The organism is Streptomyces sp. NPDC030814, assembly GCF_055572155.1.
The window spans coordinates 767,607-781,105 of record NZ_JBVIDX010000001.1 but is presented as its reverse complement, the minus strand read 5'-3'; the positions used below and the strand labels follow the sequence as shown (position 1 = coordinate 781,105).

At 69.1% G+C, this 13,499-nt stretch carries 12 protein-coding genes; 11 read left to right on the top strand and 1 reads right to left on the bottom strand.

The genetic code is table 11. The annotated features are described in order from the left end of the window. The first annotated feature begins 100 nt into the window (after window positions 1-100). From ACZ43N_RS03240 to ACZ43N_RS03200, 9 genes are all read left to right on the top strand, one after another. Window positions 101-910, top strand: coding sequence for a TetR family transcriptional regulator (locus ACZ43N_RS03240; protein ID WP_468094617.1), 810 nt, complete (start codon window positions 101-103; stop codon window positions 908-910). 436 nt (window positions 911-1,346) lie between these two features. After that, complete coding sequence (gene ccrA / locus ACZ43N_RS03235; protein ID WP_468094616.1) at window positions 1,347-2,684, top strand: crotonyl-CoA carboxylase/reductase; 1,338 nt, start codon at window positions 1,347-1,349, stop codon at window positions 2,682-2,684. 15 nt (window positions 2,685-2,699) lie between these two features. Further along, window positions 2,700-4,727, top strand: a complete 2,028-nt coding sequence (locus ACZ43N_RS03230; RefSeq protein WP_468094615.1) for a protein meaA — start codon at window positions 2,700-2,702, stop codon at window positions 4,725-4,727. Further along, window positions 4,724-5,683, top strand: coding sequence for an HpcH/HpaI aldolase/citrate lyase family protein (locus ACZ43N_RS03225; RefSeq protein WP_468081052.1), 960 nt, complete (start codon window positions 4,724-4,726; stop codon window positions 5,681-5,683). Before ACZ43N_RS03230 ends, ACZ43N_RS03225 begins: the two co-directional genes overlap by 4 nt. A gap of 5 nt (window positions 5,684-5,688) precedes the next feature. Then, entirely contained in the window at window positions 5,689-6,201 is a 513-nt protein-coding gene (locus ACZ43N_RS03220) for a MaoC family dehydratase (protein ID WP_468094614.1), read from the top strand. A 2-nt stretch (window positions 6,202-6,203) separates the two neighbouring features. Further along, entirely contained in the window at window positions 6,204-7,409 is a 1,206-nt protein-coding gene (locus ACZ43N_RS03215; protein WP_468094613.1) for an acyl-CoA dehydrogenase family protein, read from the top strand. Window positions 7,410-7,589: 180 nt separating this feature from the next. Then, a complete protein-coding gene (locus ACZ43N_RS03210) occupies window positions 7,590-8,246 on the top strand; it encodes a phosphatidylserine decarboxylase (RefSeq protein WP_468094612.1) in 657 nt (218 codons plus the stop codon). Next, window positions 8,233-9,111: a CDP-diacylglycerol--serine O-phosphatidyltransferase gene (pssA, locus tag ACZ43N_RS03205; RefSeq protein ID WP_468094611.1), complete on the top strand. Its 879-nt coding sequence runs from the start codon at window positions 8,233-8,235 to the stop codon at window positions 9,109-9,111. The genes ACZ43N_RS03210 and pssA overlap by 14 nt, the downstream gene beginning before the upstream one ends. A gap of 204 nt (window positions 9,112-9,315) precedes the next feature. Then, a complete protein-coding gene (locus ACZ43N_RS03200; RefSeq protein WP_468094610.1) occupies window positions 9,316-10,527 on the top strand; it encodes an alpha/beta hydrolase in 1,212 nt (403 codons plus the stop codon). Window positions 10,528-10,531: 4 nt separating this feature from the next. Here ACZ43N_RS03200 and ACZ43N_RS03195 read toward each other — a convergent pair whose 3' ends face one another. After that, window positions 10,532-11,701 carry a glycerate kinase gene (locus tag ACZ43N_RS03195; protein WP_468094609.1) on the bottom strand — a complete coding sequence of 390 codons (1,170 nt, stop codon included), beginning with the start codon at window positions 11,699-11,701 and terminating at the stop codon, window positions 10,532-10,534. A gap of 172 nt (window positions 11,702-11,873) precedes the next feature. Between ACZ43N_RS03195 and ACZ43N_RS03190 the strand changes: the two genes are divergently transcribed. Together ACZ43N_RS03190 and ACZ43N_RS03185 are read left to right on the top strand one after the other, a co-directional pair. Next, window positions 11,874-12,944, top strand: a complete 1,071-nt coding sequence (locus ACZ43N_RS03190; protein WP_468094608.1) for an ADP-ribosylglycohydrolase family protein — start codon at window positions 11,874-11,876, stop codon at window positions 12,942-12,944. A 52-nt stretch (window positions 12,945-12,996) separates the two neighbouring features. After that, window positions 12,997-13,488 carry an NUDIX domain-containing protein gene (locus ACZ43N_RS03185; RefSeq protein WP_468094607.1) on the top strand — a complete coding sequence of 164 codons (492 nt, stop codon included), beginning with the start codon at window positions 12,997-12,999 and terminating at the stop codon, window positions 13,486-13,488. The last annotated feature ends 11 nt before the right edge of the window (window positions 13,489-13,499 follow it).

Here is a 13,499-nt window from a genome sequence, read left to right as displayed (position 1 = left end):
CCGGTCCGTGCCCTCCGGCACTCGCACTCCCCCGCCCGCGCGGGGCGGGGGGATCGGTGGACCTGCGCACTCTCCTGCGCGAATGCAGTACGTTCGGGGCATGTCCCAGCCCGCCAAGTCCTCACGTACACCAGCTACGCCCGACGCGCCGGAGAGTGCCGCGGGCAGTCGTGCCGCCGCCCAACGGCTCAAGATGCGCCGGGAACTGGCGGCCGCGGCCATGGAGCTGTTCTCGACGAAGGGGTACGAGGCGACCACCGTCGACGAGATCGCGGCGGCGGCCGGCGTCGCCCGCCGCACCTTCTTCCGCCACTTCCGTTCCAAGGAAGAGGCGATCTTCCCGGACCACGACGACACCCTGATCCGCGCCGAGGCGGTGCTCAACGCGGCACCGGCGCACGAGCATCCGCTCGACACGGTGTGCCGGGGCATCAAGGAAGTCATGAAGATGTACGCGGCGCGGCCGGAGATCTCGGTCGCCCGCTACAAGCTGACCCGTGAGGTCCCCACCCTGCGCGAGGCGGAGATCGCCTCCGTGGCCCGCTACGAGCGTCTCTTCACCCGTTATCTGCTGGGCCACTTCGACGAGCACGCCCATGTGGACGACGGCAACGACGACCCGCTGCTCGCCGAGGTGGCCGCGTCGGCGGTCGTCACGGCCCACAACCACGTCCTGCGCCGCTGGCTCCGCTCCGGCGGCCAGGGCGATGTGGAGACCCAGCTCGACCACGCGTTCGCCATCGTCCGCAAGACCTTCGGCACCGGCATCGGCGCCGGCCGCTCCATGAGCCCGGAGCCGGCCGTCGCGACGGCCTCCACCCACGGCGAGGTCCTCGTGACCGTCGCCCGCACGGACGCCCCCCTGGACGAGGTCATGCGCACGATCGAGGAGGCCCTCCGCGACCGCTGACGCCTCCCGCGGGGCCTTCGAAACCCCTCTTTACTCATCGGTAACTGTGATGACGGCCACCCCACCGGGTGGCCGTTTTGGCATGTCAGAGGCCCTTTTAGGACCCTCTCTGATCGATCATCGCTCAAGTGTTACGTAAAGATTTCACCTGAGCGAACTTTCTGGCACTCGGTGCCTTGCGGGGTGACACGGCGTGCCATACGTTGAAGGTGTCCGGGCGGCCGGCGAACAGAGAAATCCCGTACGCCGACTGTCCCCGCAAGCCACGTGCCTGCGCGCCCGGACGCCTGCGTCACAGGCACCCTTCCGCGCCACAAAGCGCCGCCGAAAGCACCACCCTCCGCCGAACCGACGGCATCAGCCAGACAGATCAGCAGCACCCGACGTAACCCTCAACAGCGTCTTCCCTCGGACGCTCGTCGCCGGAGGCACCACCGTGAAGGAAATCCTGGACGCGATCCAGTCGCCGGAGTCCACGTCCGCCGACTTCGCCGCTCTGCCGCTCCCCGAGTCGTACCGCGCGATCACCGTGCACAAGGACGAGACGGAGATGTTCGCCGGGCTCGCCACCCGCGACAAGGACCCCCGCAAGTCGATCCACCTCGACGAGGTGCCCCTGCCCGAGCTCGGCCCGGGCGAGGCCCTGGTGGCCGTCATGGCCTCGTCGGTCAACTACAACTCGGTGTGGACGTCGATCTTCGAACCGCTGTCGACGTTCGGCTTCCTGGAGCGCTACGGCCGGCTCAGCGAGCTGACCAAGCGCCACGACCTGCCGTACCACATCATCGGCTCCGACCTCGCGGGCGTCGTCCTGCGCACCGGCCCCGGCGTCAACGCCTGGAAGCCCGGTGACGAGGTCGTCGCGCACTGCCTGTCCGTCGAGCTGGAGTCCAGCGACGGCCACAACGACACCATGCTCGACCCCGAGCAGCGCATCTGGGGCTTCGAGACCAACTTCGGCGGCCTCGCCGAGATCGCGCTGGTCAAGTCCAACCAGCTGATGCCGAAGCCGGACCACCTCAGCTGGGAGGAGGCCGCCGCCCCGGGCCTGGTCAACTCCACCGCGTACCGGCAGCTCGTCTCCCGCAACGGCGCCGGCATGAAGCAGGGCGACAACGTCCTCATCTGGGGCGCGAGCGGCGGACTCGGCTCCTACGCCACGCAGTTCGCGCTCGCGGGCGGCGCCAACCCGATCTGTGTCGTCTCTTCGCCGCAGAAGGCGGAGATCTGCCGGTCCATGGGCGCCGAGGCGATCATCGACCGCAACGCCGAGGGCTACAAGTTCTGGAAGGACGAGTCCACCCAGGACCCCAAGGAGTGGAAGCGCTTCGGCAAGCGCATCCGCGAGCTCACCGGCGGCGAGGACATCGACATCGTCTTCGAGCACCCGGGCCGCGAGACCTTCGGCGCCTCCGTCTACGTCACCCGCAAGGGCGGCACCATCACCACCTGCGCGTCGACCTCGGGCTACATGCACGAGTACGACAACCGCTACCTGTGGATGTCCCTGAAGCGGATCATCGGCTCGCACTTCGCCAACTACCGCGAGGCCTGGGAGGCCAACCGGCTCATCGCGAAGGGCAAGATCCACCCGACCCTGTCCAAGGTGTACTCCCTGGAGGACACCGGCCAGGCCGCCTACGACGTGCACCGCAACCTCCACCAGGGCAAGGTCGGCGTGCTCTGCCTCGCCCCCGAGGAGGGTCTGGGCGTGCGCGACCAGGCCAAGCGCGACCAGCACATCGACGCCATCAACCGCTTCCGCAACATCTGACATCCGGGAGCACAGATGACTGAGCGCCAGAAGGACCGGCCGTGGCTCATGCGCACGTACGCCGGCCACTCCACGGCGGAGGCGTCCAACGAGCTGTACCGGCGCAACCTCGCCAAGGGCCAGACCGGCCTGTCGGTGGCGTTCGACCTGCCGACACAGACCGGGTACGACTCCGACCACATCCTCGCCCGCGGCGAGGTCGGCCGGGTCGGCGTGCCGGTCGCGCACCTCGGTGACATGCGCCGGCTGTTCCAGGACATCCCCCTGGAGCAGATGAACACCTCGATGACCATCAACGCCACCGCCATGTGGCTGCTGGCGCTCTACCAGGTCGTCGCCGAGGAGCAGGGTGCGGACATCACCAAGCTCCAGGGCACGACCCAGAACGACATCGTCAAGGAGTACCTGTCGCGGGGAACCCATGTCTTCCCGCCGGGACCCTCACTCCGGCTGACGACGGACATGATCGCGTACACGGTCTCCCACATCCCGAAGTGGAACCCGATCAACATCTGCAGCTACCACCTGCAGGAGGCGGGCGCCACGCCGGTCCAGGAGATCGCGTACGCGATGTCCACCGCGATCGCGGTTCTCGACGCCGTACGCGACTCGGGGCAGGTTCCCGAGGAGAAGTTCGGGGACGTCGTGGCCCGTATCTCCTTCTTCGTGAACGCGGGCGTCCGCTTCATCGAGGAGATGTGCAAGATGCGGGCGTTCGGGCGGATCTGGGACCGGATCACGCGCGAGCGGTACGGCATCGAGAACCCCAAGCAGCGCCGCTTCCGGTACGGCGTCCAGGTCAACTCCCTCGGGCTGACCGAGGCGCAGCCGGAGAACAACGTCCAGCGGATCGTGCTGGAGATGCTGGCCGTGACCCTCTCCAAGGACGCGCGGGCGCGTGCCGTGCAGCTGCCGGCCTGGAACGAGGCGCTGGGGCTGCCCCGGCCGTGGGACCAGCAGTGGTCGCTGCGCATTCAGCAGGTATTGGCGCACGAGAGCGACCTGCTGGAGTACGAGGACATCTTCGAGGGCTCCCATGTCATCGAGGCGAAGGTCGCCGCGCTGGTCGAGGAGTCGCTCACCGAGATCGAGCGGATCCAGGAGATGGGCGGCGCGATGGCCGCCGTCGAGTCCGGCTATCTGAAGTCGCAGCTCGTCGCCTCGCACGCCGAGCGCCGGGCCCGGATCGAGTCCGGCCAGGAGAAGATCGTCGGCGTCAACATCTTCGAGACGACCGAGCCGAACCCCCTGACCGCCGACCTGGACACGGCGATCCAGACGGTCGACCCGGCCGTCGAGGCCCGTGTCATCGCCTCCCTGCAGCACTGGCGGGACACGCGCTACCAGCCGCCCTTCAACCACCCGCGCCCCTGCAAGGCGCTGGAGCGGCTGAAGGAGGCCGCGAAGGGCACCGACAACCTCATGGAGGCCACCCTGGAGTGCGCCCGTGCCGGGGTCACGACCGGCGAGTGGGCCGGGGCCCTGCGTGAGGTGTTCGGTGAGTTCCGCGCGCCGACCGGTGTCTCCTCCGCCCCGGTGGCCGTGGCGGCGGAGGAGGGCTCGGCCCTGTCCGGGGTGCGCCGCAAGGTCGAGCTGACCGCGCGGGACCTCGGCGTCGGCAAGCTCCGCTTCCTGGTCGGCAAGCCGGGCCTCGACGGGCACTCCAACGGGGCGGAGCAGATAGCCGTGCGGGCGCGTGACGCCGGGTTCGAGGTGGTCTACCAGGGCATCCGGCTCACCCCCGAGCAGATCGTGGACGCGGCCCTCGCCGAGGACGTGCACGCGGTGGGGCTGTCCATCCTCTCCGGGTCGCACGCGCAGCTCGTCCCGGACGTCCTGGACAGGCTGCGGGACGCCGGCGCGACCGACATCCCGGTGATCGCCGGCGGGATCATCCCGAACGGTGACGCCGAGCAGCTCAGGGCCGCCGGAGTGGCCGCCGTGTTCACCCCGAAGGACTTCGACATCACCGGGATCATCGGCCGTATCGTCGACGAGATCCGCAAGGCCAACAAGCTCGACCCCCTGGAGGTCCCCGCATGACCGTCAACCGTCTCCGCCCGCGGCGTTCCTGCCTGGCCGTACCGGGCTCGAACCCCCGCTTCCTGGAGAAGGCGCAGGGCCTCCCGGCGGACCAGGTCTTCCTCGACCTGGAGGACGCCTGCGCCCCGCTCGCCAAGCCCGAGGCGCGGCACACCATCGTCAAGTTCCTGAACGAGGGTGACTGGACCGGCAAGACGCGGGTCGTGCGCGTCAACGACTGGACGACGGAGTGGACGTACCGCGATGTCGTCACCGTCGTCGAGGGGGCCGGCCAGAACCTCGACTGCATCATGCTGCCGAAGGTGCAGACGGCCCAGCAGGTCGTCGCCCTCGACCTGCTGCTCACCCAGATCGAGAAGACGATGGGCTTCGAGGTCGGGAAGATCGGCATCGAGGCGCAGATCGAGAACGCCCAGGGCCTCAACAACGTCAACGAGATCGCGCAGGCCTCCCCGCGCGTCGAGACGATCATCTTCGGCCCGGCCGACTTCATGGCGTCGATCAACATGAAGTCCCTGGTCGTGGGCGAGCAGCCGCCCGGCTACCCGGCGGACGCCTACCACTACATCCTGATGAAGATCCTGATGGCCGCCCGCGCCAACAACCTCCAGGCGATCGACGGCCCCTACCTGCAGATCCGCAACGTCGAGGGCTACCGCGAGGTCGCGCAGCGTGCCGCCGCCCTCGGCTTCGACGGGAAGTGGGTGCTGCACCCGGGCCAGGTCGAGGCGTCCAACGAGATCTTCTCGCCCTCGCAGGAGGACTACGACCACGCCGAGCTGATCCTGGACGCGTACGACTACTACACGTCCGAGGCGGGCGGCAAGAAGGGCTCGGCGATGCTCGGCGACGAGATGATCGACGAGGCCAGCCGCAAGATGGCCCTCGTCATCTCCGGCAAGGGGCGGGCGGCGGGGATGACCCGTACGTCCAAGTTCGAGATCCCGGAGGCCTGAGCGCGATGCAGTTCGGACGCACGTACGAGGAGTTCGAGGTCGGGGCGGTCTACAAACACTGGCCCGGGAAGACGGTCACGGAGTACGACGACCACCTCTTCTGTCTCCTCACCATGAACCACCACCCGCTCCACATGGACGTCAATTACGCCGAGAAGACGACGGACTTCGGCAAGAACGTCGTGGTCGGGAACTACATCTACTCGCTGCTGCTCGGCATGTCCGTCCCGGACGTGTCCGGCAAGGCGATCGCGAACCTGGAGATCGAGTCGCTCAGGCACGTGGCGCCGACCTTCCACGGCGACACGATCTACGGCGAGACGACCGTGCTCGACAAGTGGCCGTCGAAGTCGAAGAACGACCGCGGCATCGTCCATGTCGAGACCAAGGGCTACAAGCAGGACGGCACGCTGGTGTGCGTGTTCCGCCGCAAGGTCATGGTGCCGACCGAGACGTACATCAAGGAGCGCGGCGGCGAGCAGCCCGGCCGCCCCGAGCTCAAGGAGCAGGAGAAGTAGCCATGGCGCGACTCGCCCAGACCCACGGTCTCACGGACGTCCAGCAGGAGATCCTCTCCACCGTCCGCGACTTCGTGGACAAGGAGATCATCCCGGTCGCGACCGAGCTGGAGCACCGCGACGAGTACCCGCAAGCGATCGTCGACGGGCTCAAGGAGCTGGGTCTGTTCGGCCTGATGATCCCCGAGGAGTACGGCGGTCTGGGCGAGTCCCTCCTCACGTACGCGCTGTGCGTCGAGGAGATCGCCCGCGGCTGGATGTCCGTGTCCGGGATCATCAACACGCACTTCATCGTGGCGTACATGCTCAAGCAGCACGGCACCGAGGAGCAGAAGGAATACTTCCTGCCCCGGATGGCCGCCGGCGATGTCCGCGGCGCCTTCTCGATGTCGGAGCCCGGGCTCGGCTCGGATGTGTCGGCGATCACATCGAAGGCGGTCAAGGACGGCGACGAGTACGTCCTGAACGGCCAGAAGATGTGGCTGACGAACGGCGGGACGTCCACGCTCGTCGCCGTTCTGGTCCGGAGTGACGAAGGACACCCCGAGGGCACGGCGCCCCACAAGTCGATGACGACCTTCCTGGTCGAGAAGGAGCCCGGCTTCGGGGAGGTCCGCCCCGGCCTCACCATCCCCGGGAAGATCGACAAGATGGGCTACAAGGGGGTCGACACGACCGAGCTCATCATGGACGGACTGCGCATTCCGGCCAATCGTGTACTCGGCGGTGTCACCGGCCGAGGGTTTTACCAAATGATGGACGGTGTCGAAGTCGGCCGGGTGAATGTGGCCGCCCGTGGCTGCGGTGTCGCACAGCGTGCATTCGAGCTGGGCGTCCAGTACGCCCAGCAGCGCCACACCTTCGGCAAGCAGATCGCCCAGCACCAGGCGATCCAGTTCAAGCTGGCCGAGATGGCTACCAAGGTCGAGGCCGCTCATGCCATGATGGTGAACGCAGCACGCAAAAAGGACTCGGGCGAACGAAACGACCTCGAAGCAGGGATGGCGAAGTATCTCGCCTCCGAATACTGCAAAGAAGTCGTGGAAGACGCTTTCCGGATCCACGGCGGCTACGGCTTCTCCAAGGAGTACGAGATCGAGCGCCTCTACCGCGAGGCTCCGATGCTGCTCATCGGTGAAGGCACCGCCGAAATCCAGAAAATGATCATCGGTCGCCGGCTACTCGAGGAGTATCGATTCCAGGGCTAGTCCAGGGTCGAATGTCTGGTTCGGGGTGTTTTCTTCGAGAAGAAGATCACACCCCGTCAGCAGTGTTCGGCCGTCGACTCGGCTTCCTGGCTTGCCCAGTTGCGGGCCGCGACCGGTACGATCCCCGGAAAGCCGCCGTCCCCTGTCACCGCGCGGCATCATCCGCTACGAAGGTCATCCATGCCCCACAGCCAAACCTCTGCACCTCGCGACAGCCTCGTGGGCGTACGGCTCGCGCGCGGAGCATCGCCGTGGCTTCTCCCGACCGTCGCCACCGCAGCACTCAGCCTCGCCCGCTCGCGCCGCTCCGGCGCCGCGCGGGCAGTGGCCGTACCCGCCACCGCGCTGGCGGCGGGCATGCTGTGGTTCTTCCGCGACCCCGAGCGTGAGATCGCCCAGGGCCGGGTCATCTCACCCGCCGACGGAGTGGTGCAGAGCATCATGCCGTGGAAGGACGGCCGGACCCGCGTCGCGATCTTCATGAGCCCGCTCAACGTGCACGTCAACCGCGCGCCGCTCTCCGGCACGGTGACGTCCGTCGAGCACATCCCGGGCGGCTTCGTCCCCGCGTTCAACAAGGAGAGCGAGAACAACGAGCGCGTCGTCTGGCACTTCGACACCGAACTCGGTGACATCGAGATGATCCAGATCGCCGGCGCCGTCGCTCGCCGCATCGTTCCGTACGTTCCCGAGGGCACCAAGGTCGAGCAGGGTGACCGGATCGGGCTGATCCGCTTCGGTTCGCGGGTCGACATCTACCTGCCCGAGGGCGTGGAGGTCGACGTCGAGGTGGGTCAGAAGACCGTGGCTGGGGTGACTCGCATTGACCGTGATTGATCCTGATACACAGGCCGGGAAGACCGGCCCGGCGACCGAGTGGGTGCCGGACGTCGACGAGGCGGAGGACGACGCGGAGGAGATGCCGCTGTCGCTGCGCCTGTCAATAGCGGACACGCTGACCCTCGGCAACGCGACGTGCGGCTTCATGGCGGTGTACTTCACCACCACGGGCATCCTGATCCCGCACCTCACGGGCAGCCAGGAGACCGGCATGGCCCGCCACAGCGCGGCCACCGCGGTCATCCTGATGCTCTGCGCGGCGATCTTCGACCTGTTCGACGGGCTGGTGGCGCGCAAGCTCCGCTCCTCGCCGATGGGCGCGGAGCTGGACAACCTCTCCGACCTGATCAGCTTCGGCCTGGCGCCGGCGTACTTCGTCCTCGTCTACGGCATGGTCGCGAACGACGCGCACCAGCGCGTGGCCGCGGTGGGCGCGATCGTCGTCCTGCTGGCGGTGGTGCTGAGGCTCGCCAGATTCTCCTGCGTGACGGTGAAGGACGGCACGTTCCAGGGCATGCCGTCACCGTTCGGCGCGCTGACCGTGGTGTCGATCGTGCTCCTGGAGCTGCCCTTCGAGGCGACGCTTCTGGCGATCCTGGGCACGGCGTGGCTGATGGTGAGCCGGGTCGAGTACCCGAAGCCGCGGGGTGTGCTCGCGGTCGCGATGCTCTCCTGGATCGTCCTGTCCATGGGTCTTCTGGCGGCCTGGGCCTTCGACGCCCCCGGCGGTCAGTTCCTCCTCCAGGCCGGCTGCGCCCTGCAGCTCGTCATGGGCGCGGTCATCCCCCTGTTCGCCACAGCCCGCCGGGTGAACAACTTCCGCGACAACCGCCGCGAGGCGCGGGCGGCACAGCTGCCCTGACCCCACTCCGGCACCGACAGGTGTGGCCCGAGCCCTCCCGGCTCGGGCCACACCTGTTGTGCGTTCAAAGTCGTCGGCGCCTTGACCTTGAGGGGTCAACTACCTCGTGTACGGGCCCGGTTGCCGGGCGTGAGGAGGAAGGGGAGGGTGGAAATGAGGGGTTTTCACACCAGTTGACCCTTTCGCCACCTCCAGGAGACGGACATGACCTCGTACGAACTGAGAGAGCACAAGGTCAAGCTCAAGTCGACCATGCCGGCGACCAAGGACATGGAGATCGTGCTGCCCGTACGGGAGTACGACGGCACCCACGGCCACGACCGCCAACCCGTGCTGATGCTGCACGGCAGGAGCGTGCCGGCGCTGGCGGGCTTCGACCTGGTACAGGTGCCCGGCGGCGACCCCGACCGGTACAGCTGGGCGAAGGAACTGGCCCAAGCCGGTTACGACGTCTTCATCATGGATCTGCAGGGCTCGGGCAGGTCGACCCGCCCGGGGCAGATGGACGACCCGTGCAACACGAACCCGGCCCAGCAGCAGTCGGTCCTCGTCCCCCACACGATCCCGGCGCCCTGCCCGCCGCAGTACAAGACCGAACTGGGCAATTCGCTGAGCGACTGGGCGGAGTTCGCGGCGGTGGTCCAGTTCATCGGGTCCCAGGTCGGCCCGCAGAAGCGGATCCGCTTCGTCGGCTGGTCCGCGGCCTCGTTCATCATGGGGCCCTACGCCCTCCAGCACCCCGAGCAGGTCGAGAGCCTGCTGCTGCTCGCTCCGATGTTCCCCCCGCGGGGACGGTGGTCCCTGCAGGAGGCCAATCCGTTCGGTCAGCCGCCGGAGGCTTCCACGCTGCCCGTCGGGAAGCCGCCCCTCATGTTCGGCTTCCCGATGCACGTCACCAGCAAGGGCGGGTTCAAGCGCAGCCTGACCGGCCCTGAGGGCCTGTGGGAAGAGGGCATCGACGAGCTCGTGTGGGCGGCCTGCATGGAGGACGACCCCGTAGCCGGCAAATGGGGGCCGCCCCTGAACGGCGACCGGGAGGGCGTCCTGAGGTACCGGAACACCTACTGGTGGGGGTGGAACAACAAGACCGCGCCGCTCAAGAAGGACGGCCAGTCCGTCCTGGGCGACCGGGTCCCCGTACTCATCCTCTACGGCGAGCAGGACCGCACCGCCGTCACGCGCACTCCGATGCCCGACGACCTGCACTTCTCAGTTCCGGACCTGTACACGGCCATCGGGGGCAACCGGAAGCTGATGTTCTGCTTCGAGGGATCGGGCCACTCCATGGTCTGGGAGACCACCGCGAAGGCCGTCCACCACTTCTCGAAGCACTGGTTCAAGAACGGCAAGGTGGAGGGCCTCGGCAGCGGCAGCTACTTCCGGGAGCTGGACGGCAATCTGATCAAGCTGCCGTAGCGGATCAGGTGAGGAAGTCCCGGGCGATCCGTTCGGCCACCCGCTCCAGGATCGGGCCCGGGTCGGCGATGCACCGCTGCACGTCGGGCTCGACCTCCGTCAGCGGGTACGCCCGGCGGATGCCCGCCCGCCCCAACGCCATGGGGGGCAGAGCCAGGCGGCCGCAGACCGCCACGACCTCCTTGCCCTCGGCCCGCGCGGCCGCGGCGACACCCGCGGGGGCCTTGCCGTGCAGCGTCTGCTCGTCCAGTGAGCCCTCGCCGGTGATCACCAGCGTCGCCCTGTCCAGTGCCTGGGAGAAGCCCAGGACGTCGAGCATCACCTCGATGCCGGGGCGGAAGCGGGCGCCGAGGACGAGGGCGCCGTAGCCGATGCCGCCCGCGGCACCCGCGCCGGGCGCGAGCGCGTGCTCGGCGGCCCGGCCGCCGAGCGACTTCTCCAGCACGGCCGCGAAGTGCGCCAGCGCCGCGTCGAGGACCGCGACGTCCTCGGGGCTCGCCCCCTTCTGCGGGCCGTACACGGCGGGCGCCCCCTTGGGGCCCGTCAGCGGGTTGTCGACGTCGCTCGCCAGGACGAGGGCGATGGCGGCGAACCTGTCATCCAGGTCCGACAGGTCCGCCGTCACCAGGTCGCGCAGCCCGCCGCCGCCCGGTCCGACGCTCTCGCCCGCCGCGTCCAGGAAGCGCGCGCCGAGCGCTGCGAGCATGCCGGCGCCGCCGTCCGTGGTGGCGCTCCCGCCCACCCCGAACACGATCGTGCGCGCACCGGCGTCGAGGGCGGCGCGCAACAGCTCGCCCGAGCCGTAGGTGGAGGCCGTGAGCGGTGCGAAGACCCCGTCGGGCAGCAGCTGCAACCCGCTCGCCTCGGCCATCTCGACCACGGCGGTGTCGCCGCGCAGCGCGTACGCGGCCGTCACGGGCTCGCCCAGCGGGCCGGTCACCCGTACCTCGTGTCGTTCGAATCCGGCGGCGACCGCGGCGGCCACCGTGCCGTCTCCCCCGTCGGCCACCGGCAGCGCCTCGACCTCCAGGTCCGGCAGGACCCGGCGCAGGCCCGCCGCCACCCGCTCGGCGACCTGGACGGCGGTGAGCGTGCCCTTGAACTTGTCCGCGGCGATCAGCACCCGCGGGATTGCCGTGTCAGTGTCGGTCCCGTCCACAGCGGCGTTCGCCACCTTGCATTCCCCTCGTCATCGGGCCTTGCGCACGTCAAGGCAGTCGCGCCGCTGTGACCCTAACCTCACCGTGGCCCCCGCGTCATGCCCCGGCCCGCCCGGCGAACACGACACGCCGCGTGCCCACCCGTTCACCGAGCGCCGATCCGCGGAATTGGGTAGACCTTCAGCCATGACCCCTGTGGGCAGCGAACTCGCCGACCGTGTACTCGGAGGCTGGCTGGGCCGGATCGCGGGCAACATGCTCGGGAAGCCGGTCGAGCTGGGCGACCACTGGACGCGGGAGCGCATCGACCGTTATCTGCGCCGGGCCGACGCGCTGCCCCTCACCGACTACCTGCCGGAGCCGGCCCACGAGGACGACCGGCTCGCACTGCGCCCCGAGTGGCGTGAGTGCGTACGCGGCCGCATCCACGGCAGCTGCCGCGACGACGACGTCGACTACGCGATCCTCGGGCTCCATCTGCTGGAGACGCACGGCTTCGACTTCACCACCGAGCAGGTCGGCGACCTGTGGCTGCTGCGGCTGCCGTATCTCCAGACGTTCACGGCGGAGCGGGCGGCCTACCGCAACCTGGCCAATGGTCTGAAGCCGCCGCTGACCGCCACGTACGAGAACCCGTACCAGGAGTGGATCGGCGCCCTCATCCGCGCCGACGTCCACGGCTGGACCTGTCCGGGCGCGCCCCGCCGCGCGGCCTCGCTGGCCCGCCGTGACGCGGTCCTGTCGCACACCGGGAACGGCGTGTACGGGGCGATGTGGGCGGCGGCGCTGGTCTCGGCGGCGTTCACCGCGGGCACCGTGCGGGAGGCCGTGGAGCAGGCGCTGACGGTGATCCCGGCGAGCAGCCGGCTCGCGCGGACCGTGCGGCGGGTCGCCTCGCTGCACGAGACGGGGATGGCGTGGGACGACACACTCACGACGGTGGCCGAGGAGACCGCAGGGACGCACTGGATCCACACGATCCCGAACGCGGCGGTGCTCACCGCCGGGCTCCTGTACGGCGACGGCGACTTCACCCGCACCGTCACGCTGACCGTGCGCGGGGGCCTGGACACCGACTCGAACGGCGCCACCGCCGGTTCGGTGGCGGGGGTGCTGTGCGGGGCGGCGGCGATCCCGGACCGGTGGAAGGACCCGCTGGAGGACACCGTGCGCAGCGCCGTGTTCGGCTTCGACGGGGTGCGGATCAGCGAACTCGCGGAGCGGACCGTGCGGTTGGCGGCGGTCTCGGCGCTCTGATTGCCCCCGAGCGCCGATTTCCCGCCCCTCGGGCGCCGTCTACCCTTCCTGGATGACCACTCAAGACTTCGCCGCGTACATCGCGAGCCTCCCGCGTGTCCTCGCCGGCGCCGCCGCGGTCCTCCGTGACGCCGAGGGGCGGGTCCTGCTCGTGGAGCCCAACTACCGCGAGGGGTGGGCGCTGCCGGGCGGGACGATCGAGTCGGACGACGGGGAGACGCCCCGGCAGGGTGCGCGGCGCGAGACCGCCGAGGAGATCGGCCTCGACGTCGAGTTGGGGCGGTTGCTCGCGGTGGACTGGGTGCACGGAGCGGGACGGCCGCCGCTGGTGGCGTATCTGTACGACGGCGGGGTGCTCGGCGAGGACGAGTTGCACCGCATCCGGCTGCAGGAGGAGGAGTTGCTGTCGTGGCGGCTCGTGCCGCGGGCAGAACTCGCGGACTACCTCCCGCAGGCACTGGGCCGCCGGGTGCTCGCCGCACTCGACGCGCTGGCGGACGGCACCGGTCCGGTCGAGCTGGAGAACGGGATCCGGGTGGGCTGAGGACCGTCGAC

Coding starts and splice junctions, on each gene's coding strand:
- ACZ43N_RS03200 (WP_468094610.1), top strand. CDS start 9,316: ATGACCTCGTACGAACTGAGAGAGCACAAGGTCAAGCTCAAGTCGACC.
- ACZ43N_RS03225 (WP_468081052.1), top strand. CDS start 4,724: ATGACCGTCAACCGTCTCCGCCCGCGGCGTTCCTGCCTGGCCGTACCG.
- ACZ43N_RS03240 (WP_468094617.1), top strand. CDS start 101: ATGTCCCAGCCCGCCAAGTCCTCACGTACACCAGCTACGCCCGACGCG.
- ACZ43N_RS03220 (WP_468094614.1), top strand. CDS start 5,689: ATGCAGTTCGGACGCACGTACGAGGAGTTCGAGGTCGGGGCGGTCTAC.
- ACZ43N_RS03215 (WP_468094613.1), top strand. CDS start 6,204: ATGGCGCGACTCGCCCAGACCCACGGTCTCACGGACGTCCAGCAGGAG.
- ACZ43N_RS03185 (WP_468094607.1), top strand. CDS start 12,997: ATGACCACTCAAGACTTCGCCGCGTACATCGCGAGCCTCCCGCGTGTC.
- ACZ43N_RS03190 (WP_468094608.1), top strand. CDS start 11,874: ATGACCCCTGTGGGCAGCGAACTCGCCGACCGTGTACTCGGAGGCTGG.
- ACZ43N_RS03210 (WP_468094612.1), top strand. CDS start 7,590: ATGCCCCACAGCCAAACCTCTGCACCTCGCGACAGCCTCGTGGGCGTA.
- ACZ43N_RS03230 (WP_468094615.1), top strand. CDS start 2,700: ATGACTGAGCGCCAGAAGGACCGGCCGTGGCTCATGCGCACGTACGCC.